Consider the following 25,227-nt stretch of genomic DNA (forward strand, 5'->3'; position numbering starts at 1 on the left):
AATGGTATTTATTGAAATTATCAAACGGGAATTGCGTATCGCTATGCGGAAACAGGCGGAAATTTTGAATCCGTTATGGTTTTTTCTGATCGTGATTACACTGTTTCCGTTGGTAGTGGGGCCTGATCCTAATCTGCTCTCTAAAATTGCTGGCGGTGTGGCTTGGGTGGCGGCATTACTTTCCGCTTTACTGTCGTTTGAACGCTTGTTTCGGGACGATTTTGTCGACGGTTCGCTGGAGCAATTAATGTTAATTTCGCAACCTTTGGCATTGATTGCATTGGCGAAAGTCGTCGCGCATTGGTGTTTGACGGGATTACCGCTGATTTTATTATCGCCGGCGGCGGCTTTATTGCTATCGCTGGATATACATATTTGGCGGGCATTGGCGTTGACTTTGTTAATCGGTACGCCGGTATTGAGCTGCATCGGCGCGATCGGCGTGGCGTTAACCGTAGGATTACGCAAAGGCGGCGTGTTATTAAGTTTGTTAGTCGTGCCGCTGTTTATCCCGGTTTTGATTTTTTCGGCATCCGTATTGGATGCCGCAACATTAAATTTGCCTTATCGGGGGCAACTTGCGATTCTCGGCGCGATGATGGTCGCCTCGTTAACGCTTGCACCTTTTGCCGTTGCGGCGGCGTTGCGTGTGAGTTTGGATAATTAAAAGGAAAAAATATTCATGTGGAAATGGTTACATCCTTATGCTAAACCTGAAACTCAGTACCGCTTATGCGGTAAATTGAGTCCGTTTTTTGCCGTTTTGACCGTATTACTGCTCGGTATAGGTCTGGTATGGGGCTTGGCATTTGCACCCGCTGATTATCAACAGGGTAACAGCTTCCGAATTATGTATGTACACGTACCGTCGGCGATTTGGTCGATGAGCATTTATGTCGCTATGGCGATTGCGGGTGTGATTGGTTTGGTATGGCAGATTAAACAGGCGCATCTTTCTATTATAGCGATGGCGCCGATTGGTGCGGTATTTAACTTTCTGGCGCTGGCGACCGGTTCCATTTGGGGAAAACCGATGTGGGGAACCTGGTGGGTATGGGATGCGCGCTTAACCGCTTCATTGATTTTGTTTTTTTTATATCTCGGCGTAATGGCGCTTTATTCCTCGTTTCAGGACCGCAATACCGGCATGAAAGCTACCGCTATTTTATGTATTGTAGGGGTTATCAATATCCCGATTATCCATTTTTCGGTAGAATGGTGGAATACGCTGCATCAGGGCGCCAGTATTACGAAATTTGAAAAACCGTCAATCGCCACACCGATGTTGATTCCGTTGATTTTCAGTATTTTCGGTTTTATGGCGTTGACCGTTTGGCTGACATTGGTACGTTATCGTAACGCCTTATTACGCGAGGATATTAAACGTCCTTGGGTACGAGCGTTGGTAAAATAAAAGAGCGGTCGGAATTTTCAATGTTTTGGGAGATAAATATGTTTTTCCAGTCCTGGAGTGATTTTTTTAATATGGGCGGCTACGGTTTTTACGTTTGGTTGTCTTATGGCATATCGCTGGCGGCGATTATCGGCTTGATCGTATACAGTTATAAAGGTAAGCATTCGATTCTTGCGGAAGTAAAACGCGAACAGGTACGCGAACAACGCTTACAGGCGAATAAATCGAGAGGTGGGCTATGAATCCGAGACGTAAATCCAGATTAAAGATTGTTTTGTTTATTTTAATCGGTGTTTCCATCGCCTCCGGTTTGGTGATGTATGCGTTACGCTCGAATATTGATTTGTTCTATACGCCGTCGGAAGTGGTCAACGGTAAACAGAACGACGCAAGCCAAAAACCGGAAGTCGGTCAGCGTATTCGTGTGGGCGGTATGGTGGTTGCGGGGTCGGTGAAACGTGACTCGAAAACGCTGAAAGTCCAGTTTGATGTGAATGATATCGGCCCGTCCATCACCGTAGAATATGAAGGAATTTTGCCGGATTTATTCCGTGAAGGGCAAGGGATTGTCGCCCAAGGTACATTGATTGAACCGACCGTTCTGCAGGCTTCCGAAGTGCTGGCTAAACATGATGAAAACTACGTTCCGCCGGAACTGGGCGAACAACTGGAAAAAGTTCACAAACCGATGGGAATCAGTAATACGGACCTGACAGGGGAAAGTGAACGGGATCAACAGGAAAAAGAGAGCCGATAATGATTGCAGAATTAGGTAACTATGCGCTTGCACTCAGTTTAGCCGTATCGGTTTTTCTGGTGATTTTTCCTTTATGGGGCGCAGAAAAAGGTAACATTCAATTTATGGCATTGGCGCGTCCGATGACATACGGTTTGTTTTTATCGCTTAGCGTGGCATTCGGTGCGCTGTTTTATGCTTTTGCGGTAAATGATTTCAGCGTGCAATATGTGGTGAATAATTCCAATTCCACATTACCCCTGCATTATCGCTTGTCTGCGGTATGGGGGTCGCATGAAGGGTCCTTGCTGCTTTGGATTTGGATGCTGACGTTATGGGGGACCGCCGTTGCATTGTTCAGTAAACGGTTACCGCAGGAAGCGGTGGCGCGCGTATTGGGTATTATGGGAATTATCAGTATTGGTTTCCTGTTGTTCGTGCTGTTTACCTCCAATCCGTTTGTCCGCACCTTTCCTGATTTCCCGGCGGACGGACGGGAACTGAATCCGTTGCTGCAGGATGTGGGACTTATTTTCCATCCGCCTTTACTATATATGGGCTATGTGGGATTTTCGGTGGCTTTTGCTTTTGCTATTGCCTCATTAATGACGGGAAAGCTGGATACCGCATGGGCGCGTTGGTCTCGTCCTTGGACGATGGCGGCTTGGGTGTTTTTAACTTTAGGGATTGTACTCGGTTCCTGGTGGGCATATTATGAGCTCGGTTGGGGCGGATGGTGGTTTTGGGATCCCGTAGAAAATGCCTCGTTGATGCCTTGGTTGGCGGGAACGGCGTTATTACACAGCTTGGCTGTGACGGAAAAACGCGGTTCTTTCAAAGCCTGGACGGTGTTACTGGCAATTTTGGCTTTCTCACTTTGCTTGCTCGGCACATTTTTAGTACGTTCCGGGATTCTGGTTTCCGTCCATGCTTTCGCTTCGGATCCGACGCGCGGTTTGTATATTTTAGCATATCTTGTGGTGGTTATCGGCGGCTCGTTAACCTTGTATGCGATTAAGGGAAACCAAATCCGTTCCCGTGATAACTCGGAACGGTATTCGCGTGAAAGCATGCTGTTATTAAATAATATCTTTTTGATGACCGCACTTTCTGTTGTGCTGTTAGGTACCTTGTTACCGTTGGTGCATAAACAATTAGGATTAGGCACCATTTCTATCGGCGCACCGTTTTTTGACCAAATGTTCCTGATTATCTGTACGCCGTTTGCGTTGTTATTAGGAATCGGCCCGTTGGTGAAGTGGCGCCGGGATCAATTTTCGGCCATCCGTAAGCCGGTGATTATCAGTGTGATTCTTATGGCGTTGCTGGGTTTCGGCTTGCCGTTACTGTTGCAGAATAAACTTACGGTGTCTGCCGTATTGGGCGTGATGATGTCGGCGATTATTGTGTTGCTCAGTCTGTATGAGTTACATCTGCGGGCGACCCATCGTTCAGACTTCTGGACGGGATTAAGTAAATTATCCCGTTCCCACTGGGGGATGATAGCCGCTCATTTGGGGGTGGCGATGACGATTTGGGGCGTCGCTTTCAGTCAGAATTACAGCGTTGAACGTGATGTGCGTATGAACGTGGGCGACAGCGTACAAATCGAAGATTATCGGTTCGAATTTAAAGGTATCAGCGAGGCGAACGGTCCAAATTATGCCGGCGGAAAAGCACAAGTGGATATTTTTGTGAATGATAAACCGGAAGCTACGTTGTTTGCCGAAAAACGTTTTTATACCGTGAGTAAAATGACTATGACGGAAGCTGCGATTGACTGGGGATTTACCCGCGACCTGTACGTGGCTTTGGGGGAAAGTCTAGGGGACGGTTCTTGGGCGTTACGCTTATATTATAAACCGTTTGTCCGTTGGATTTGGTTCGGCGGTTTATTTATGGTATTAGGCGGATTGCTTTGTATGAGCGATCGTCGCTACCGTTTTTCAAAAATTGTAAAAGAAAAAATAAATGAATAAAAAACTATTTTTACCTCTTATTATTTTTCTGGGACTGATTGTCGCTTTTGTGGTGCAATTGCAACGTAACGCGCAGGGTGATGATCCCAAGGCATTGGAAAGTGCGCTGGTAGGCAAACCGATACCGATCAGCCAAATGACGGATTTATTTGAAAATAAACCGTTGGGAAACGAAATTTTTCAACAGGGCAAACCCGTTTTGGTTAATGTCTGGGCGACTTGGTGTCCGACGTGTTATGCGGAACATCAATACCTGAATGAACTAGCTAAACAGGACGTCATTATTATCGGTATTGATTATAAAGATCAATCGGATAAAGCCGTTAAATGGCTGAAAGATTTGGATAATCCTTATCAAGTGGTCATTAAAGACGAAAAAGGCGCACTGGGGTTGGATCTCGGCGTATACGGCGCACCGGAAACTTTCGTGGTGGACGGTAAAGGCGTGGTTCGTTACCGTTATGCCGGTGATATTAACGAAAAGGTTTGGCTGCAAACCTTGAAACCTTTATACGACAAGCTGGCGGAGGAAAAATAATGCAAAAAATTATGCTTTTTTTGACCGCACTTTTGTTGTCTTGTTCAGGATTTGCCGCTATTGATGCGTTAAATTTTCAATCGGCTCAACAGGAACAAGATTATCATGTGCTTACGCAGGAATTGCGTTGTCCGCAATGTCAGAATAATAATATCGCCGACAGTAACGCACAAATTTCGATCGATATGCGGGCTAAAGTGTTCGAGCTTCTGCAGGAAGGCAAAAGCAAGCGGGATGTTGTAGATTATATGGTGGAACGTTATGGAAATTTCGTCACCTACAATCCCCCGTTGACGCCGGCAACGCTATGGCTGTGGCTATTACCCTGCGCATTCGTGATATTAGGTGCATGGTTTGTGGTCCGCCGGAAAAAAGTCCAAACAACGAACGGCGCGGAACGCCAATGCGTGGTAAAAAATCCGGAGGATTTGGATGATTCGGAACAACGGCGTTTACAATCTATTTTAAACGAGAAGGAATAATATGAATTTTTGGCTGAGTGGCATACTGTTAACATTGGTAATTGCACTGATCTGTTTTTATCCCTTGTTGAAGAAATCAATCCGAACGTCACAATCGTCACAGATAAAACGTGATACGTTGAATAAAGCATTTTATTTGGATCGTTTACAGGAAATAGATCATGATGTGCAGCAAGGGTTGGTGGAGGATGCCGAACAGGTTAAGATTGAATTACAAAAAAACCTGTTGGAAGATATTCCGCCTGAAAGTGCGGTCAGTTTTGAAAATAAATCTTACGGTAAATTATGGTTTGTTTCAGGTTTCTTAAGTTTGTTAATTATTGCCGGAGCGATTTATTTTAAGATCGGTGCCTGGCAGGCGCAGGACATGGTCGCGAAAACTTATGAAAAACTGCCTTATTTTTATGAACGTGTAAAAGATGAAGACAACAATCCGTTAACGGATCAGGAATTACAGCAATTTGCTACAGCTCTCAGAGTTAAGTTACAGCATGAACCGGCCGATGCCAAAAGCTGGTGGTTATTGGGGCAAGTCGGTATGTCTTTAAATAAAGGTAATTTAGCTTTTGATGCCTATGGCAAAGCTGCAAAATTAGAACCTGAAAATACGGAATATAAACTTTCTTATGCTAGAATTCTGATGATGTCCGATGATTCGAATGAGAAAATGCAGGGGGAAGAATTATTGAAACAAGTGATTCGTCGCGATCATACTAACATGCAAGCATTGAGCTTACTGGCTTTTTATTATTTCTCTAAAGAAGACTATAAAATGGCAGCTGTCACATGGGCGATGATGTTAAAACTAATGCCGGAAGACGATGCACGTCGCGATCTGATCGAGAAATCGATCCGTTCCGCTCGAGATGCCATTGCTGAACAAGCCGAAGAGAAAAAAGAAAAATAAGGATGAAAAATGAAGTTAGATTTCAAAATTATTCTTACTTTATTGATCTTATTTCCTGTAGCGGGTATTGGGCAAATCGGTCCGAAAAGTACTTTTATTGCCAAAGGCAGTACGGATGAGTTGAATCCTGGCTGTTCTGATGATATGGAGCGTATGGCAGAAAGCATTGAGCTGGAAGTTTATAATATGAATCAAAAATATTATTCGCATACGGTGTATCAATCAGGAGCCGGTATTTGCCGGGGATATCGTAATCAGTTGGGGGTGGATTTGACGGATTCGACAACTTATTATGTCCGTAACCCGGAAGAATATTATGCTATAATTAGTCGAACTAATGTTTCATTTTTAAATCAAATCAAAGATATGCAATATACGACGGTATTTAATATTAAAGCTAAAGATATCTTAGATAAATTACGTCAGGATGAAATGGAAACCGGCAAATATAGAGCAAAAGTCAATGTACAGGAGCGTGCGGACGTCTTATCTGATATTGTCTGTCAGTAAGGAGAGATATATATGATGCGTAATTATTTTGTCTTAGCGGGAGTTTGTTTATGTGTCGCCTGCTCGTCATCAGTAGATAACCGCCCGCAAGCGCCGTTAGATATGCGGGCTGTGCAGGAATATAACAACAAGGTCTATTCCGGCAATACCGTACCGAAAGAACAGCAGGTAACAACACCTAAGCGCGTTGATAATCCGCTCAATCAAAGTGATAAATATCAGCGGGTTTCACAAGGAACGACGCGAATTCAACCTCATATAGGAGTGGGAATCGGAGTCGGACGGTATAGACATCGACATTATCCCTATTATTGGTAAGCAATGAACGTTTTACAGATGTCGTAATAACTTGCGGCATTTTCTTTTATTTAGAAATCTGCAGGCTTGAATTCAAAAACTTTAAAGCGTAGCATAGCCTCAATATCTTGTTTTTTATCATAAATAAATGAAGCCAACCATCCTGTTTTTTGATTCGGGAGTCGGAGGATTTAGTGTTTATAGTGAAGTTAAATCCTTGTTACCCGATTGTCATTACTTGTATTGTTTTGATAATGCATTTTTCCCTTATTCCGAAAGAAGTGAAGAAACACTGATTGAACGGGTATCAAAAATTTGTACGACGATCGATATACGTTATCCGCTAGACCTTATTGTTATTGCGTGTAATACGGCGAGTACCGTAGTGTTGCCGAGTTTGCGCCGAACGTTTTCTATTCCTATCGTCGGTACCGTGCCCGCAATAAAACCCGCCGCATCCGTTTCACATACCAAGCATATTGGGCTACTGGCAACCAAGGGCACTGTTAAACGTGAATATGTTAATACATTGATTGCACGATATGCTACGGATTGTCGGGTGGAACGATTGGGTTCAACTGTTTTGCCCGAAATAGCCGAGCAAAAAATCAAGGGAAATTCGGTGGACTTATTACAGCTAAGAAAAGAATTACAGGCGTGGATATGTTTGAAAGATCTTGATACTGTAATTTTAGGTTGTACGCATTTTCCACTTATTAAAGAAGAAATTCGAATCTGCTTACCACAGGTAAAATTCTTTTTAGATTCGGGATATGCCATTGCTAAAAGAGTAAAATCATTGCTGGAAAATAGCAAAGTGCGTTCGGAAAAAGAAAAGAATAATCGTATTTTTTATACAAAAGACTTTAATTTTGAACAACAATTTTATCAAGCGTTAAAAAGATGGGGCTTTGATGAATCGGAATTGTTGGAAATTGGTTAAAATTATGACGAAATTGGGTAATCAATAATCAATTGAATATTTTTTTACATTTTTTTACAAAAAGGGCTTGCAAAGGATTCTAAAAGCCCTATAATACGCCCCACACAACGACGCGCCGTTGTGAAGAAGTCAAATCAAGCGGTGCGTCGTTGTTTTTTGCTCTTTAACAATTTATCAGACAATCTGTGTGGGCACCGGAAAGATTCGTTTAGAAAAAATAAATGAAGACTTAAGGTGCTGACCGAAGTTAATACATTAATGAATGTCAGTATATTGAGCGAAAAAACTTTTTGAACTGAAGAGTTTGATCATGGCTCAGATTGAACGCTGGCGGCAGGCTTAACACATGCAAGTCGAACGGTAACGGGTGGAAAGCTTGCTTTCCATGCTGACGAGTGGCGGACGGGTGAGTAATGCTTGGGGATCTGGCTTATGGAGGGGGATAACGACGGGAAACTGTCGCTAATACCGCGTAATGTCTAAGGACTAAAGGGTGGGATTTTCGGACCGCCCGCCATAAGATGAGCCCAAGTGGGATTAGGTAGTTGGTGGGGTAAAGGCCTACCAAGCCGACGATCTCTAGCTGGTCTGAGAGGATGACCAGCCACACTGGAACTGAGACACGGTCCAGACTCCTACGGGAGGCAGCAGTGGGGAATATTGCGCAATGGGGGCAACCCTGACGCAGCCATGCCGCGTGAATGAAGAAGGCCTTCGGGTTGTAAAGTTCTTTCGGTGGTGAGGAAGGCGAATAAGTTAACAGCTTATTCGATTGACGTTAGCCACAGAAGAAGCACCGGCTAACTCCGTGCCAGCAGCCGCGGTAATACGGAGGGTGCGAGCGTTAATCGGAATAACTGGGCGTAAAGGGCACGCAGGCGGCTATTTAAGTGAGATGTGAAATCCCCGGGCTTAACCTGGGAACTGCATTTCAGACTGGGTAGCTAGAGTACTTTAGGGAGGGGTAGAATTCCACGTGTAGCGGTGAAATGCGTAGAGATGTGGAGGAATACCGAAGGCGAAGGCAGCCCCTTGGGAACGTACTGACGCTCATGTGCGAAAGCGTGGGGAGCAAACAGGATTAGATACCCTGGTAGTCCACGCTGTAAACGCTGTCGATTTGGGGATTGGGCGATAAGCCTGGTGCCCGAAGCTAACGTGATAAATCGACCGCCTGGGGAGTACGGCCGCAAGGTTAAAACTCAAATGAATTGACGGGGGCCCGCACAAGCGGTGGAGCATGTGGTTTAATTCGATGCAACGCGAAGAACCTTACCTACTCTTGACATCCTCAGAATCCGGTAGAGATATCGGAGTGCCTTCGGGAACTGAGAGACAGGTGCTGCATGGCTGTCGTCAGCTCGTGTTGTGAAATGTTGGGTTAAGTCCCGCAACGAGCGCAACCCTTATCCTTTGTTGCCAGCATGTAGAGATGGGAACTCAAAGGAGACTGCCGGTGATAAACCGGAGGAAGGTGGGGATGACGTCAAGTCATCATGGCCCTTACGAGTAGGGCTACACACGTGCTACAATGGCGTATACAGAGGGAAACGAGCCTGCGAGGGGGAGTGAATCTCAGAAAGTGCGTCGTAGTCCGGATTGGAGTCTGCAACTCGACTCCATGAAGTCGGAATCGCTAGTAATCGCGAATCAGCATGTCGCGGTGAATACGTTCCCGGGCCTTGTACACACCGCCCGTCACACCATGGGAGTGGGTTGTACCAGAAGTAGATAGCTTAACCGAAAGGGGGGGCGTTTACCACGGTATGATTCATGACTGGGGTGAAGTCGTAACAAGGTAACCGTAGGGGAACCTGCGGTTGGATCACCTCCTTACTAAAGAACGGATTACCGGTGTTCACACAGATTGTTTGATGAAAAGTAGAGAGAAAAGACCGCACTTTTGGTTGCTTACTAGGTCGAGCGACGAGATGAGAATCGAAGAAACGGAAGTGCAAGACAACAAAGAGATTATCTTTAGCTGTTGTCCCCATCGTCTAGAGGCCTAGGACATCGCCCTTTCACGGCGGTAACCGGGGTTCGAATCCCCGTGGGGACGCCAATTAAAGATGATTTCGTCTAACGCAAGTTAGGGTTTATCTTATTGTTCTTTAAAAAATTGGAAACAAGCTGAAAAACTGAAGAGATTTTCGAAAGAAAGTCTGAGTAGTAAAAATCTTGACTGAACAAAAGCAGTCAAGTGTTTAGTTTAAAAAACCGACTTCAAATTGAAGGCACTTTCTTGCAAAAGACAGTAAAGAGAACATTTGAGGTTGTATAGTTAAGCGACTAAGCGTACAGGGCGGATGCCTTGGCAATCAGAGGCGAAGAAGGACGTGCTAATCTGCGAAAAGCTCGGATGAGCCGATAAGAGGCGTTTAATCCGAGATGTCCGAATGGGGAAACCCGATGGATGAAGAATCCATCATTTCATTATGAATCCATAGTAATGAAAGGCGAACCGGGAGAACTGAAACATCTAAGTACCCCGAGGAAAAGAAATCAACCGAGATTCCGTGAGTAGCGGCGAGCGAAAGCGGAGCAGCCGGTCAGTGATAGCGGCATAGACAGAGGAATTGGCTGGGAAGCCAAGCGACAGAGGGTGACAGCCCCGTACTCGAAGTCTGAGCGGTGGTACTGAGCTGACGAGAAGTAGGGCGGGACACGAGGAATCCTGTCTGAAGAAGGGGGGCCCATCCTCCAAGGCTAAATACTCCTGATTGACCGATAGTGAACCAGTACCGTGAGGGAAAGGCGAAAAGAACCCCGGCGAGGGGAGTGAAAGAGAACCTGAAACCCTGTACGTACAAGCAGTGGGAGCCCCATCACTTAATCCAATTGGAAAGTGATGGAAATTAACCGCACGTTAATGATGGTAAGACGAGCGAAGCGAGTCAAACCTTCAAAAGAAGCAGTGGGATTAAGTGATGGGGTGACTGCGTACCTTTTGTATAATGGGTCAGCGACTTATATTTTGTAGCGAGGTTAACCGCATAGGGGAGCCGAAGGGAAACCGAGTCTTAACTGGGCGTGGAGTTGCAAGGTATAGACCCGAAACCCGGTGATCTAGCCATGGGCAGGTTGAAGGTTGGGTAACACTAACTGGAGGACCGAACCGACTAATGTTGAAAAATTAGCGGATGACCTGTGGCTGGGGGTGAAAGGCCAATCAAACCGGGAGATAGCTGGTTCTCCCCGAAATCTATTTAGGTAGAGCCTTGAGCGGACACCTTCGGGGGTAGAGCACTGTTTCGGCTAGGGGTCCATCCCGGATTACCAACCCGATGCAAACTGCGAATACCGAAGAGTGATACTCAGGAGACACACGGCGGGTGCTAACGTCCGTCGTGGAGAGGGAAACAACCCAGACCGCCAGCTAAGGTCCCGAAGTACTAGTTAAGTGGGAAACGAAGTGGGAAGGCTTAGACAGCTAGGATGTTGGCTTAGAAGCAGCCATCATTTAAAGAAAGCGTAATAGCTCACTAGTCGAGTCGGCCTGCGCGGAAGATGTAACGGGGCTAAAACTAGTCACCGAAGCTGCGGCATCAATGGAGACATTGTTGGGTAGGGGAGCGTTGTGTAAGCGGAAGAAGGTGAGTCGAGAGGCTTGCTGGACGTATCACAAGTGCGAATGCTGACATAAGTAACGATAAAACGGGTGAAAAACCCGTTCGCCGGAAGACCAAGGGTTCCTGTCCAACGTTAATCGGGGCAGGGTGAGTCGGCCCCTAAGGCGAGGCTGAAAAGCGTAGTCGATGGGAAACGGGTTAATATTCCCGTACTTGGATAAACTGCGATGCGGGGACGGAGAAGGTTAGGTTATCAGACGGTTGGATGTCTGTTTAAGCCGGTAGGTGGAGAGTTTAGGCAAATCCGGACTCTTTAATAACACCGAGAAGTGATGACGAGGCTCTAAGGAGCCGAAGTAACCGATACCATGCTTCCAGGAAAAGCCGCTAAGCTTCAGGTTTATCTGAACCGTACTATAAACCGACACAGGTGGTCAGGTAGAGAATACTCAGGCGCTTGAGAGAACTCGGGTGAAGGAACTAGGCAAAATAGCACCGTAACTTCGGGAGAAGGTGCGCCGGGATAAATTGTAGAGATAGACTCTTGAAGGTTGAACCGGTCGAAGTGACCCGCTGGCTGCAACTGTTTATTAAAAACACAGCACTCTGCAAACACGAAAGTGGAAGTATAGGGTGTGATGCCTGCCCGGTGCCGGAAGGTTAATTGATGGTGTAATCGCAAGAGAAGCACCTGATCGAAGCCCCGGTAAACGGCGGCCGTAACTATAACGGTCCTAAGGTAGCGAAATTCCTTGTCGGGTAAGTTCCGACCTGCACGAATGGCATAATGATGGCCAGGCTGTCTCCACCCGAGACTCAGTGAAATTGAAATCGCCGTGAAGATGCGGTGTACCCGCGGCTAGACGGAAAGACCCCGTGAACCTTTACTATAGCTTGACACTGAACCTTGAATTTTGATGTGTAGGATAGGTGGGAGGCATTGAAGCGGTCACGCCAGTGACAGTGGAGCCATTCTTGAAATACCACCCTTTAACGTTTGATGTTCTAACGAGGAGTGAAAACACGCTCTCGGACAGTGTCTGGTGGGTAGTTTGACTGGGGCGGTCTCCTCCCAAAGAGTAACGGAGGAGCACGAAGGTTTGCTAATGACGGTCGGACATCGTCAGGTTAGCGCAATGGTAAAAGCAAGCTTAACTGCGAGACGGACAAGTCGAGCAGGTGCGAAAGCAGGTCATAGTGATCCGGTGGTTCTGAATGGAAGGGCCATCGCTCAACGGATAAAAGGTACTCCGGGGATAACAGGCTGATACCGCCCAAGAGTTCATATCGACGGCGGTGTTTGGCACCTCGATGTCGGCTCATCACATCCTGGGGCTGAAGTAGGTCCCAAGGGTATGGCTGTTCGCCATTTAAAGTGGTACGCGAGCTGGGTTTAGAACGTCGTGAGACAGTTCGGTCCCTATCTGCCGTGGGCGCAGGAGAATTGAAAGGGGCTGCTCCTAGTACGAGAGGACCGGAGTGGACGCATCCCTGGTGTTCCGGTTGTGTCGCCAGACGCATTGCCGGGTAGCTACATGCGGGAGAGATAAGTGCTGAAAGCATCTAAGCACGAAACTTGCCTTAAGATGAGTTCTCCCAGACTTTAGGTCTGTAAGGGTTGTTGTAGACGACGACGTAGATAGGTGGGATGTGTAAGCGTTGCGAGACGTTGAGCTAACCCATACTAATTGCCCGAGAGGCTTAACTATACAACGCTCAAATGTTTTCGGCTTGTTTCGAATTTTAAAGGAAGCGGCGCGGGCTATCGAGAGGTAGAGGCGTTGCGGATAAGCGGAGAACAACAGAATTATCTTGGCGGCGACAGTGCGGTGGTCCCACCTGACCCCATGCCGAACTCAGAAGTGAAACGCCGTAATGCCGATGGTAGTGTGGGATATTCCCATGTGAGAGTAGGGCACCGCCAGGTAGCGATAAAGAAACCCCGGTTCAGAAATGAGCCGGGGTTTTTGGGTTTTTAGGGTTTTGAGCTGTTTATCATATTTTGATACTTATCTGCCATATTTTTAAAAAAACACGACAAAATCTGACCGCACTTTTTTAAAATTAAGAGCCGTATATGAACGATAAATAGACCTTGGGTTCTATATTCTTTTATTGCCATTTGTGATAAGATTGCTTACGTGTAAATTATTCTTAATTAAGCAAATCATTAACTAAATGAATTGTTTAATTCGTTGTCGTTTATTTTTATATTTTGGGGTTTATTAATGAATAGGATTAGTGTATTCGCTTTTCTTATCGGTGGAATTTTGTGCGCACAGAATGCGGTAAGTTCTTCGATAGATGAACAACGAGAGAATATTATTCGGTATTCCCGATTAGGTGATGTACAGCTAGTTGAGGGAACGAAACAACTCGCCGATTTATATCGGAGTACACATGATTATAAAGTTCGTGATGATCTAATTACACTTTTAGTCAGACAAAACCAGTTCAAAGAAGCTTTATCAGTGTGTAGTCATTGTCGGTTAGATGAACTATCGGAGAATGAGCTGGAGGTTTTAGCCAAAGCGGCCAGAAATGAACGACAATTTGATCAATCTTTATCTTTTTATCATCAGTTGACACGTGTCGCATCTGAAAATCCTAACGGACTGTTAGGATTAGCTTTAGTGAGTACTGATATATCTCATTTTGAGAACTCGCAAAAATATCTTTCTCAATATAAAAGAAAATTTGGTATTGATAAAGAGTATGAACAAGCAAATACCTACTTGTTAGATAGTAGTGAGCCTTTGACTTCCCAGTTACACCGTTTAAGTAATAATTTGGCTAAGAATCCTGATGATGTTGAATCGGCTAAAAAACTATACCGTGTCGCGGCTCAATTAAATATCTCGCCTCTTCAAGAAAAACTTATCTCTGATTATCCGGCTTTATTTAATGAAACCGATAAATTATGGTTACTGCATGAGAATGCGGTGCGCGCAGTAAAAAATACGCCAAGCCGACAAGCATTAAGGGCTTCTTATTCCACTCTTGAGAAAACTTATAACGAGGCGCCTGAACATCATCCTATTAAGCGACAATCGTTGTATGATATGACGGTTATTGCATCTAAACTGAATAATACTCATTACATTGAAAAAAACTATATACGTTTGCAAAAGTCGGAACAACCTATACCGAATTATGTAAAAGAATCTTATGCGGATTACTTACTGGCTTCGGGGTCACCTTTCTCTGCATTAGAACTGTATAGTGAAATAGAACAGAGTTATCTTGTTCAGAAACAAAAAGCACCCTTTTCCTTGCAGTTGAAAATTGTTAATGCCTTAAGTGATGCAGCAATGTTTTCGGAGGCTCAACGTTATTTAGAATCTGAAATAGCGGAACCGTCGCTTTATGTCATGGATTTTACGCACTCAAGAAAAATAGAAAATCCTGATTATGATAGTTATTTTGCTAGTAAGGTAAATCTGCAGGCATGGAAAGGAAATTTATCAGGCGCAATGCAACTGCTTGATGAAAGATTATCCGTTACTCCCGGCGACGGATGGATAATGCTGACTAAAGCCGAATTGGAAAGTGCTCGGGAACGTTCAGATGATGCGCTGAACTGGATTGAAAAGGCTCAAGAATTTTTGTCTGGCGAACCGACTTGGGTTGATGTTACGAAAGCCAATGTCGCTTTATCTGTAAATAATCTGAGAGCAGCCAGTCATATAGTTAATAATTGGTCGCAAGAGCAAAAAGAAAATCTTACGTCCTTTTTAGAGCGATATGAACAGGCAAAATCCGCCCGTTTGGTGGCCTCCGGTGGGATTTCTCACCGTACTTCTCCTGCCGGAGAAAATGAAAGTAACCAAGAATACTATCTCTATTCCCCTAAAACGGATGAGGGGCATAATGTATTTGTTCATTATCTTACGACTAAATCGCCGGATGACGGTTTGAAATTCGAACAACAACGACTTGGTGCGGGAATTGAGGCAAACTTTTATCCTGTTATTATCACAACTGAAGCGGGCAAAGGAATTCGGTTAAATGATAAGGCTTATTTTTCCACTAATATTCAATATCGTTTGAATCAACATTGGAATTTTAATGTGCGCGGTAGTTTGAATAGTATAAACACACCGGTAAAAGCACTTTATCAAGATACTTACGCTAAAGATTTTGGTTTTTCGGTCGGTTATAAATATTCTAATCGGTTTGAACTCGGTAGTCATGTTTCCGTGATGAAATTTGATGACGGCAATTTACGCAAAGACCTTTCTATTTGGTCTAATTTTAATCTATTTAAGCATAACCGCTGGAATTTGGACGGCAGTTTGTTTGCTTCTTATGAACGCAATAAAGATATACCGGAAGCCTATTACTATAATCCGTCAAAAAGTCGTTCGGCAGAAGGTAATTTGGATTTATCTTATTTCCAGCCATTTAATCACCGCATCACTTTAACACATCACCTTAAAGGGGGAGCGGGGTATTACTGGCAAGATAATTTTGAAAGCAGTGAAATTTGGTCTATCGCCTATGGCCATGAATGGCGTTTGGGTAAAGGTTTAAGTATTTCTTATGATATAGGGCGAAAGAGATCCATTTATGATGGAGATCCTGAATTTAATAATTTTATTAATCTAGGTTTATCTGTTTCTTTTTGATTTTTATAAAATTTCTATCTAAGGGTTTATATGTGTAAAAAATACATAAAAAATTTTGTGTATTTAATTGTGTTATTACTTTTAAATATACCGGCTTTTGCTTTGAACGAGCATTTAGGTGTCCTCTGTTACCATAATGTTATTGACGAGAGCGTACCGAATAAGCATCAACAATATTTTCCGCAAACCATTTCTGCTCAAACATTAATTACTCATTTTAACTGGTTACGAAATAATGGGTATAAACCTGTCAGTCTGCAACAAATAATGGATGCCCGAAACGGTAGGCAACCTCTTCCCAAGAAGGCGGTACTACTCACTTTTGACGACGGTTATGAAAGTTTTTATAAAGTGATTTATCCGTTATTGAAAGCTTATAACTATCCTGCCGTTTATGCCATTGTTACTGATTGGATTAATACGCCAAGTAATCGAAAAATTTCTTACGGTAGTCAGAAGCTTAACCGGAGTGAGTTTGTGACATGGCGACAATTACGAGAAATGCAAGCAAGCGGTTTAGTGGAAATGGCTTCCCATACTAATGATTTGCACCATGGTATAAAAGCTAATCCGGCGGGCAGCAGCTTGCCGGCGGTTATTGCACCTGCATATCGCAATGGTAAATATGAAACCTCAACAGAGTATAAAAATAAATTACGTAAAGATTTCCAACAATCTTATGATTTGTTAAAGAAAAATGTAGGCGTGGCGCCACGCGCAATGATTTGGCCTTATGGCCACTTTACCGCAACATCTGTAAATATTGCGAAAGATGTAGGTTTTGATGTGCATATGTCGCTTATCGATACAAAAACGAATGTTCCCGGTAATGCGCATTTAGGCCGATTATTGTTAGATTCGGAAACGTCGATTACTACAATTGAAAATTATTTGAAAAATAAGAATACGGACTTAACAATACAGCGTTCTCTTCGAATTAAATTAGACGATATTTACGATCCGAATCCGGTTAAACAAAATAAAAATCTGGATCAGCTGATTGAACGTATTCATCGTCAAGGTATTTCGCGCGTGTATATTCAGGCTTTTTCCGATGCAAATCACGATGGTATTGCCGATTCGTTGTATTTTCCGAATAAATATTTACCGGTTAGAGCCGATCTTTTTAGCCGAGTAGCATGGATTATTCAAGCGAGATTAGGTCTTGAACCATATGCCTGGTTACCGATTTCGGTTTTTGATTTAACGAATATTGATCAGCACAAAATGGAGATGGTTAAATCCGTTTATCAAGATTTATCTCTTTACACAAAATTTAAAGGAATTTTGTTAAGTGATGAAAAAACTGTGGATGACGATGAATCGTTACTTAAAATTTCCAACGAAATAGAAAAAATCATATCGCCTTATACATTATGGGGAAACGAACTTTTCAAAACAGTAGGTATGATTTCGGCTCCGTTGAATTTATCGGCTCAAAATAAGCTGCAGTTTAGTCAACGGCTGACGCGTTTTGCGGAACGTTATGACTTTGTTACGGTCGCTGCCTCGCCTTATGGGCATAATTCCGACTTTACCGGAAGTCAAGCGAAGAATTGGGTGAAGAACGTTGTAAAAAGTACGACGCCTTACATAGCAAAGGATAAGCTCGCCTTTGAACTACAAACGACGGATGAACGAACCGGACAAAAGGTGTCGACTAATGAGCTGGTAGACTGGATGAAAGTTCTTCAGGAGGAAAGCAAAGTTTATAACTTTGGTTATTACCCGGATAATTTTCAACTTGATCAACCGGAATTGAAAAAAATCCGACCGCACTTTTCAATAAATAGAAATATCGGATTGAAATAAGGGGGCATTATGTCTTGGTTTGATATATTAAACATAATGTTATTCATGTATCCCGCTCTTATGGCGATTTATTGGACGATTGCTGCCGGTTACTATTATTTCTTTATTGAAGGAAAATTTACCGCCCCTAAATTCTCAAAAATGGATATGGCCGATATTCCGATGGTTTCTATTATGATCCCGTGCTATAACGAAGCCGATAATTTAGATGATGCGATTCCTTATTTGCTTAAGTTGAAATATCCGAAGTTCGAACTTATTTTTATTAATGACGGCAGTAAGGATGAAACGGGGGAAATTATTGACCGTTGGGCGCAAAAAGACAACCGTATTGTTGCGTTACACCAAGAAAATGCCGGTAAAGCAAGTGCTCTGAATTACGGATTAACCGTTGCCAAAGGTAAATATATCGGTTGTATTGATGGCGATGCCGTATTGGATTATCGCGCTGTAGATTATATGGTTCAGGCATTGGAATCCAATCCTCAATACGGTGCGGTGACAGGTAATCCCCGGGTGCGTAACCGCAGTACGATTTTAGGTTGTTTGCAAACTTCGGAATTCAGTTCCATCATCGGCTTGATTAAACGGGCGCAAAGTGTGATGGGAACCATTTTTACCGTATCCGGCGTATGTTGTTTGTTTAAGGCGGAAGCCATGCAGAAAATCGGCGGTTGGAGTACCAATATGATCACTGAAGATATTGACGTGAGCTGGAAACTGCAAACCGCAGGATACAATATCGTTTACGAACCGAGAGCTTTATGCTGGACACTTATGCCCGAAACGATTCGCGGGCTGTTTAAACAACGCTTGCGCTGGGCTCAGGGCGGTGCCGAAACCATCATCAAATATTTTCCGATTGTGTGGCGTTTAGGTAATCGGCGTTTATGGCCGATGTATCTTGAATATTTCGTTACCGCCGTTTGGGCCTATGCGCTTATTGCCGTATTATGTATTAATACTTATATTCAGATTACGCAAGGAACCTTTAATGTATCCGTATTTCGGGTGCTGATGACCGTATTGTTTTTCTCCTTTTTCTGGCAGTACATATTCAGTCTGTATATCGACAGTCGCTATGAGAAAGGGTTATTTCGTTATTCTTTGTATTGTATTTGGTATCCGTACGTGTACTGGTTACTAAATATGTTGACGCTCGTTTTCGGTATTCCGAAAGCGATTTTTAGAAACAAGTCCAAGTTGGCTGTCTGGACGAGTCCGGATAGAGGGGTATGAATTGGAACTTCAGAAATTAATGATTATTAAAAAACAGGCAAAAGAATTACCGTTGGCTTTGATTCTGAAAAGTATGTTTCTAAGCTTGGTGACGTGGTCTTTGTGGGGATATACCGCTTACGCGATCATTCGTTATTCACAAAAGATTTTTACCAATCCGGTTTTTGAACATTATTTCTTCTCCGACATTGTCGTTTTTATGTTTGCAAGCTCGGTGGCGTTATTGCTGGTCGCAATTATTTGGTCGTTCATTGCAAAACCGTCAAAACGTTTGGTTCTTCATCAGCAGAACTAATTAATGAAAAGCACAAGAAATTGTGCTTTTTGATTTATGTTCGGATATAAAGTGCGGTCGGTTTTTGCTGTGTTTTTATCGGACGTAAAACTATCGGATTTTTGACCGCACTTTCGTTACCGTCATGGTGTAGAAACCGTAATTTCTTTATCCAGCCATAAAGTATTTCCCTGAAAGTCGTAAGCTTGATAGCTTTTGCCGTCTCGTTGTTGCGTTTTTTCTGTTTTATACCAATTCCCATTCAGTCGGATTTGATGTTTATCCGAACCGTTCAGCCAAAAACTGATTTTTCGCTCAACCAGTTGATTCTCCTGTAATAAACGGACGGTTTGCCGATGGTTTTTCAGGGAAATGAATTCGTTATCGCTAAGCTGTAACAGGTCGATATAAGTGGTACTGTGTAATGAGGCAAAATCGTTTTCCGTTAATGAATATAGATGTCGGTTGGTTTTGTCATGCTCGCCTGTTATTTTACTTTTATAAATAATTGCCGTTAACAGTGGCGCCGTATATTTCTGAATGGAATCGCTTCTCAGCGAACCGGCTTTTTCACCCCAAATTGATAATGCCGATCCCATAATTTTATGGCGGTCTCGGATTTTATTTTGTGAATTTTGACCGTCCCAAATGGTTAGATCCCAGTTCTTCAGGACATCTCTCGTGGCGAAATTGCTGTCATGGGAAGTGGTCGCATCTTCCTGAGGCGTGAAGTATAAATAATAGGCGTTATAATTGAGAACGGCGAATCCCTGTGCAATCAATTCAGGCATACTCATACGGATTTCCCGTCGCCGCCGCTCTTCTTGTTCGTCTTGCGGATTGCCGTCATAACTCCAGTAAGTAATTTGAATATCGGGGTTGAGCTGATGAATGGTCGCTTTAATCAGCCCATCATTCCAGATTCTGGTTTTCAGCCCTTTTTGCTGAAGAAATTCGGCTAATGTATTAACGTAAGTAATAAATTCATGATTATTGTCCGTACCGTAACCGAATTCATCGCCACCGATATGAAAATGTCGACTGCTGTCGCCGAAAATCTCAATGACTTCCGCGATCAACGATTTTATAAAAGCTATGCTATCGGGATTGGTAATGTCGATTTCTTCATCCGTCCATTTAGAACGGAGTTGTTGCGTATAAGGTTTGCCTCGTTCTTTTTCCAACAAATCAAAAATAGCCGTCATATGATTAGGGCTGTCTAATTCGGGAACCAGTTCGACATTCTTATTTTTAGCATAATCGGTAATGTCCTTCAGCTGGGCATAACTTAAAAACGGTTTATGGGTTTTAGGGTTGATATAGACTCCGTATTTATCCCGTGTCGCATTTTCAGCACGCTGATTCAAAACGGTACTTTCCAGGGCATAATTTTCATGGTCGGAAAAATGCAGGTGCAGGAATGTCCCGCCTGCATTATGGATGGTATCAATAAACGCTTTAATGACTTCGACGGGATAAAAATGGCGGGCAATATCCAATGCCAGTCCCGTTTCTTTATTTTGAGATAATTCTGCAGAGCGGAAAGTTTGCTGAAGCTGCAGAATCGCAGTGTCATTTTCATCGGCCCTGGCAGAAACGGAATTGAGTCCGAGTCCCATCATCAGAGCGAAAATCAGAGAGATTCTAACTTTACGCGAAGAATCCGGCATGTTGATTATCATCCTTGTGTTAAAGTTGTTATAAAGTTAAATAAGGTAAGGGTAATAAAGTCTTTACTAATTATGGATGAATTTTTGTTAGAATAGTTCAACTTTATTTATTGAAACCGCTTTATGAAAAACGTCCGACATTTTACACAACGTTATATTGACTGGGTAATCAAACTCGGTCGCATAAAATTTTCCGTGCTGGGTTTTCTGGTTCTGGCGGCTTTTGCCCTGCTTACCCATATCATTTTAAGTTTTATTGTTATCGGCGGGATTCACTGGGAAAGCTTAGGTTATTCCATTATTTTCGGGTTAATTTCGGCCCCGTTTGTGATTTATTTTTTCACGGTGTTGGTGGAAAGATTAGAATTGTCCCGCCAGGATCTTGCACGGCTCATTCGCGATAAAACGGATTTAATGGCGACAATCAGCCATGAATTACGCACGCCCCTAAACGGCATTGTAGGGCTTACCCGGATTTTGCTGGATACGCCGTTAACCGAGGAACAAAAAAATTATCTGAACACCATTAATGTAAGTGCGGTCTCTTTGGGTAATATTTTTAACGACGTAATTGATCTTGAAAAAATCGATTCGCGTAAATTGGAGCTATACAAAAAAGAAACGGATTTTTTCAGTTTTATAAACGATATTAATCATATCGCGCAATTCTTAGCCGGACAGAAAAATCTTACCTTTGAATTAAAAACCTCGCCGGATTTACCGCACTTTTTATTGATTGATGCAACCCGCCTGAATCAGATTTTGTGGAACTTAATCAGCAATGCGGTGAAATTTACCGAAAAAGGGAAAGTCACATTGAATATTCAGCGGCTTTCACCGAAAAACTTTCAATTTTCCGTCAGCGATACGGGGCTGGGAATTCCCCGTGGCGAATTAGCTAAAATTTTCGGTATGTACTATCAGGTGGAGAACAAACAAAAAGCGGCGGGCAGCGGAATCGGCTTATCCATTTCAAAAAATATTGCCAATTTGATGAACGGCAATTTAACGGTTTCCAGTGAAGAAGGAAAAGGCTCGACTTTTATTTTGACGATTAAAGCGGAACCCTTGGAAGAACTGCATACGATATCTGCAGTTTCGGTTGTTTCCAATCTGAACATTCTTTTAGTGGAAGATATTGAGCTCAATATTTTGGTGACAAAATCACTGCTGGAAAAATTAGGTCATCGTGTAGATGTGGCGATGACTGGTGAAGAAGCGATTAATCGTTTCGAGAAGAATGATTACGATCTGGTCTTACTGGATATTCAATTGCCCGATATGTCCGGATTTGAAGTGGCGCATTTTCTGAGACGCGGCTATGAAACGGGTCTGTATGATTATTTGCCGCCGCTGGTGGCGCTTACCGCCAACGTCATGCAGGATAAATCCGTATTCCGGGTAAAAGGAATGGACGATGTGTTGCGTAAACCCCTTTCGGTAGCGGCATTGACGGAATGTCTGGCCCGATACTTTGATGATTCGGCGATACCGACGGGAAAGCATATTGGTGACCAGGTGAAAAGTGCGGTCGAATTCGGGCGAGATTTTGATCCTGCTTATGCAGAGGATATTAATTTTAACCATATCGACGAATTAACGGCCGTTATTGGTTGGCAAGCATATTGCCAAAATCTCGCTCATTATCAACGGGCGCGTAATGATGAATTAAATATTCGTCCCGTTTACGAACAGTTTCGTTTGCACCCGAATGAGCGGACAAAGGAGCAACTTTGTCAGGCGGCGCATAAACTGAAAGGCGCGGCAGGCAGTATGGGATTGCACAAAGTTCAGTCGTTGGCGGATCATATTCAACATGGTGAAGCAATGAACTGGGAAGCGGATTTATTGGGCTGGATGACTGAGCTGGAAACAGCGGAAAACCGAAGTTTGCAATATCTGAGAAGTCGGCATTGCAAATGCGGAATGAAGAAAGAAAATAATTCAGGGAGCCGATAGGCTCCCCGATTTTTATGCTTTAAACTCATTGCCCAGGCAAGGCTGAATCAGATTTAAAATTGCTTTTACCACTCGCGGTGTGGCAACCACAATGTGCCCTTCTTTCAAGAACTGGTGACCGGCATTGAAATCGCAAGCCAAAGCGCCGGCTTCGCGCGCAATAAGTTCGGCGGCGGCGATATCCCAGGCTTTCAAACCCATTTCAAAGAAACCGTCCACACGACCGGCCGCCACATAAGATACGTCCAGGGCGGCTGAACCTGTACGACGGAAATCGGCTGCTTCGGCGGATAACGCGCTCATCATTGCAAACTGAATCGGCATGAATTTCGGTTGTTTGAACGGAAAACCGGTGGCTAATACGGCGCCCTGTAAATCGCGACGTTCCGCTACCCGCAGTCGAAGTTCGTTGAATTTAGCGCCTTCGCCACGTACGGCGGTAAATAATTCGTTTTTAATCGGATCGTAAACGACGCCTACTTCCGTACGGCCTTTTTCTCTAATGGCGATAGAAACGGCGAAATGTGGAAAACCTTTGATAAAGTTAGTGGTTCCGTCTAACGGATCAATCACCCATTGAATATCGCTGTTTTGACCTGCTAAAGCGCCGCTTTCTTCCGTCACGATAGTATGCTCGGGATAAGAGGCGCGGATTGTTTCAATGATGATCGCTTCTGCCGCTTTATCTACATTGGTAACGTAATCATTTAGGCCTTTGGCCGTAGTTTGAATATCATCGCGGCGTTCATAACTTTTAGCAATTATATTGCCCGCTTTTCGTGCCGCACGAATAGCGATATTTAACATAGGGTTCATAACTTGTCCATTAGATAGATTGTGAAAAGAACGATTAAGGACGTAAATCCGCCCGCATATAAACGGTGAAACATTATAGTGATTTTTCATACCGAATTCTACCGAAAAAAATAAAAAAATCTGACTAACTTTCAAGGTTATTATGTTAGAATAACCACAATTTTTACTTTGAATGTAAATAATATGTTAAAGAATATCCGTATTGTTCTGGTGGAAACTTCGCATTCCGGCAATATCGGTTCCGCCGCAAGAGCGATGAAGACCATGGGGTTGACGAATCTTTATTTAGTCGCGCCCAAATCTCGGATTGACGCACAGGCTGTCGCCTTGTCGGCGGGGGCTGAGGACGTGATAAAAAATGCCGTGCTGGTTCCCTCTTTTGACGAAGCTGTAGCGGATTGTTCGCTAGTTATCGGTACCAGTGCGAGATTACGCCATTTGCAAAGTTCGTTGATTGAACCGCGCGAATGCGGTGAGAAAGCTATAGAGGCGGCGACAAAGTGCGGTCAAATCGCTATTGTTTTCGGACGTGAACGTGTCGGTTTAACCAATGATGAGTTATTGAAATGTCGTTACCATCTGAATATTCCCGCCAATCCCGATTATTCTTCTTTAAATTTGGCGATGGCGGTGCAGTTGGTTTGTTACGAATTGCGAATGGCTTATTTAAAGGTGCGAACAATGCCTTTTTCTGTAATAGAAAATATGAATCAAATGCCGAGTCCGTTAGCGACAGCACGGGAACTGGAATATTTTTATGAGCACTTGGAACGTTTATATACGCAATTGAATTTTATTCAAAATCAATCGGTTATGCATAAATTACGGCGGTTATACCAACGTGCGGATATTGAAAAGAACGAATTGAATATTCTTCGCGGCATGCTAAGTGCGGTGGAAAAACGTTTAATTTTAACGGAGAATAATAGTTGATTAATTTGGTTGGTTATGTGTAAACTAACCATCGTCGATTTGAAAAGGAAAGTGACATGAAATTAACCTCAAAAGGCCGCTATGCCGTCACCGCAATTTTGGATATAGCCTTATTCGGTACGAACGGTCCCGTAACGTTGTCCGATATTTCGGAACGGCAGCATATTTCGTTATCTTACCTGGAGCAGCTTTTTGCCAAATTGCGTCGTCACGGATTAGTAAAAAGTGTACGAGGTCCGGGAGGCGGCTATCAGTTGGGGCATTCTATGGATAAAATTTCCATCGGTATGATTATTGCCGCTGTGAATGAAAATATTGCCGTGACCAAATGCTTGGGTAAAGGTAACTGCCAAAACGGTACGGAATGTTTAACCCACTCGCTGTGGGCGGAGTTAAGCCATCGGATTGAAGACTTTTTAGATAAAATTACTTTGGCGGAACTGGTTAAAAAACATCATAGCAAACAAAAGCACCGCAGACCTAATGCGGATGTTGAGAATTTATTAGTTGTAAACAGTTAA

General features: G+C 43.5%; 20 protein-coding genes, 1 tRNA gene and 3 rRNA genes. 22 read left to right on the forward strand and 2 right to left on the reverse strand.

Going from position 1 to position 25,227, the window contains the following annotated elements:
• Position 1 precedes the first annotated feature (1 nt).
• The 19 genes from ccmB to ASUC_RS04455 all read left to right on the forward strand — a co-directional run bounded on the left by ccmB (position 2) and on the right by ASUC_RS04455 (position 19,349).
• Positions 2 to 667, forward strand: a complete 666-nt coding sequence (gene ccmB, locus ASUC_RS04365; protein WP_012072592.1) for a heme exporter protein CcmB — start codon at positions 2 to 4, stop codon at positions 665 to 667.
• A gap of 15 nt (positions 668 to 682) precedes the next feature.
• Positions 683 to 1,414, forward strand: a complete 732-nt coding sequence (locus ASUC_RS04370; RefSeq protein WP_012072593.1) for a heme ABC transporter permease — start codon at positions 683 to 685, stop codon at positions 1,412 to 1,414.
• A 38-nt stretch (positions 1,415 to 1,452) separates the two neighbouring features.
• Entirely contained in the window at positions 1,453 to 1,656 is a 204-nt protein-coding gene (gene ccmD, locus ASUC_RS04375; protein ID WP_012072594.1) for a heme exporter protein CcmD, read from the forward strand.
• Positions 1,653 to 2,171, forward strand: a complete 519-nt coding sequence (gene ccmE, locus ASUC_RS04380) for a cytochrome c maturation protein CcmE (protein ID WP_012072595.1) — start codon at positions 1,653 to 1,655, stop codon at positions 2,169 to 2,171. Before ccmD ends, ccmE begins: the two co-directional genes overlap by 4 nt.
• Positions 2,171 to 4,129, forward strand: a complete 1,959-nt coding sequence (locus ASUC_RS04385; protein WP_012072596.1) for a heme lyase CcmF/NrfE family subunit — start codon at positions 2,171 to 2,173, stop codon at positions 4,127 to 4,129. Before ccmE ends, ASUC_RS04385 begins: the two co-directional genes overlap by 1 nt.
• Positions 4,122 to 4,667, forward strand: a complete 546-nt coding sequence (locus ASUC_RS04390) for a DsbE family thiol:disulfide interchange protein (RefSeq protein WP_012072597.1) — start codon at positions 4,122 to 4,124, stop codon at positions 4,665 to 4,667. The genes ASUC_RS04385 and ASUC_RS04390 overlap by 8 nt, the downstream gene beginning before the upstream one ends.
• The gene (locus ASUC_RS04395) at positions 4,667 to 5,149 is read left to right on the forward strand and encodes a cytochrome c-type biogenesis protein (RefSeq protein ID WP_012072598.1); all 483 of its coding nucleotides are present in this window, start codon (positions 4,667 to 4,669) and stop codon (positions 5,147 to 5,149) included. The genes ASUC_RS04390 and ASUC_RS04395 overlap by 1 nt, the downstream gene beginning before the upstream one ends.
• Before the next feature lies 1 nt (position 5,150).
• Entirely contained in the window at positions 5,151 to 6,056 is a 906-nt protein-coding gene (gene ccmI, locus ASUC_RS04400) for a c-type cytochrome biogenesis protein CcmI (RefSeq protein WP_012072599.1), read from the forward strand.
• Between the two features lie 9 nt (positions 6,057 to 6,065).
• On the forward strand, positions 6,066 to 6,566 hold the full coding sequence (locus ASUC_RS04405) for a hypothetical protein (protein ID WP_012072600.1): 501 nt from the start codon (positions 6,066 to 6,068) through the stop codon (positions 6,564 to 6,566).
• A gap of 12 nt (positions 6,567 to 6,578) precedes the next feature.
• Positions 6,579 to 6,884 (forward strand): hypothetical protein, encoded by a 306-nt coding sequence (locus tag ASUC_RS04410; protein ID WP_012072601.1) that lies wholly within the window; start codon positions 6,579 to 6,581, stop codon positions 6,882 to 6,884.
• A 127-nt stretch (positions 6,885 to 7,011) separates the two neighbouring features.
• Entirely contained in the window at positions 7,012 to 7,806 is a 795-nt protein-coding gene (murI, locus tag ASUC_RS04415; protein ID WP_012072602.1) for a glutamate racemase, read from the forward strand.
• Between the two features lie 292 nt (positions 7,807 to 8,098).
• Positions 8,099 to 9,642 (forward strand): 16S ribosomal RNA (locus tag ASUC_RS04420).
• Positions 9,643 to 9,792: 150 nt separating this feature from the next.
• Positions 9,793 to 9,868, forward strand: a tRNA-Glu gene (locus ASUC_RS04425).
• Positions 9,869 to 10,085: 217 nt separating this feature from the next.
• Positions 10,086 to 13,084: ribosomal RNA gene (locus ASUC_RS04430) — 23S ribosomal RNA — on the forward strand.
• Between the two features lie 102 nt (positions 13,085 to 13,186).
• Positions 13,187 to 13,302, forward strand: a 5S ribosomal RNA gene (gene rrf, locus ASUC_RS04435).
• Together the 16S, 23S and 5S rRNA genes with 1 tRNA gene alongside form the textbook arrangement of a ribosomal RNA operon.
• Before the next feature lie 301 nt (positions 13,303 to 13,603).
• Positions 13,604 to 16,003, forward strand: a complete 2,400-nt coding sequence (pgaA, locus tag ASUC_RS04440) for a poly-beta-1,6 N-acetyl-D-glucosamine export porin PgaA (RefSeq protein ID WP_012072603.1) — start codon at positions 13,604 to 13,606, stop codon at positions 16,001 to 16,003.
• A gap of 30 nt (positions 16,004 to 16,033) precedes the next feature.
• On the forward strand, positions 16,034 to 17,815 hold the full coding sequence (gene pgaB / locus ASUC_RS04445; protein WP_012072604.1) for a poly-beta-1,6-N-acetyl-D-glucosamine N-deacetylase PgaB: 1,782 nt from the start codon (positions 16,034 to 16,036) through the stop codon (positions 17,813 to 17,815).
• A 60-nt stretch (positions 17,816 to 17,875) separates the two neighbouring features.
• Positions 17,876 to 19,054 (forward strand): poly-beta-1,6-N-acetyl-D-glucosamine synthase, encoded by a 1,179-nt coding sequence (gene pgaC / locus ASUC_RS04450; RefSeq protein ID WP_449678310.1) that lies wholly within the window; start codon positions 17,876 to 17,878, stop codon positions 19,052 to 19,054.
• Position 19,055: 1 nt separating this feature from the next.
• Entirely contained in the window at positions 19,056 to 19,349 is a 294-nt protein-coding gene (locus ASUC_RS04455; RefSeq protein ID WP_049752180.1) for a hypothetical protein, read from the forward strand.
• Between the two features lie 122 nt (positions 19,350 to 19,471).
• Here the strand turns inward: ASUC_RS04455 and ASUC_RS04460 are convergent, their stop codons facing one another.
• Complete coding sequence (locus ASUC_RS04460; protein WP_012072607.1) at positions 19,472 to 20,998, reverse strand: family 20 glycosylhydrolase; 1,527 nt, start codon at positions 20,996 to 20,998, stop codon at positions 19,472 to 19,474.
• A 123-nt stretch (positions 20,999 to 21,121) separates the two neighbouring features.
• On the opposite strand from ASUC_RS04460, the gene ASUC_RS04465 reads away from it, so the two are divergent.
• Complete coding sequence (locus ASUC_RS04465; RefSeq protein WP_012072608.1) at positions 21,122 to 22,957, forward strand: ATP-binding protein; 1,836 nt, start codon at positions 21,122 to 21,124, stop codon at positions 22,955 to 22,957.
• 12 nt (positions 22,958 to 22,969) lie between these two features.
• Here the strand turns inward: ASUC_RS04465 and suhB are convergent, their stop codons facing one another.
• A complete protein-coding gene (gene suhB, locus ASUC_RS04470; protein WP_012072609.1) occupies positions 22,970 to 23,773 on the reverse strand; it encodes an inositol-1-monophosphatase in 804 nt (267 codons plus the stop codon).
• A gap of 183 nt (positions 23,774 to 23,956) precedes the next feature.
• On the opposite strand from suhB, the gene trmJ reads away from it, so the two are divergent.
• Positions 23,957 to 24,706, forward strand: a complete 750-nt coding sequence (gene trmJ / locus ASUC_RS04475; RefSeq protein WP_012072610.1) for a tRNA (cytosine(32)/uridine(32)-2'-O)-methyltransferase TrmJ — start codon at positions 23,957 to 23,959, stop codon at positions 24,704 to 24,706.
• A 56-nt stretch (positions 24,707 to 24,762) separates the two neighbouring features.
• On the forward strand, positions 24,763 to 25,227 hold the full coding sequence (gene iscR / locus ASUC_RS04480; RefSeq protein WP_012072611.1) for a Fe-S cluster assembly transcriptional regulator IscR: 465 nt from the start codon (positions 24,763 to 24,765) through the stop codon (positions 25,225 to 25,227).

Source organism: Actinobacillus succinogenes 130Z, from assembly GCF_000017245.1.
Taxonomy (GTDB): Bacteria; Pseudomonadota; Gammaproteobacteria; order Enterobacterales; family Pasteurellaceae; genus Exercitatus; species Exercitatus succinogenes.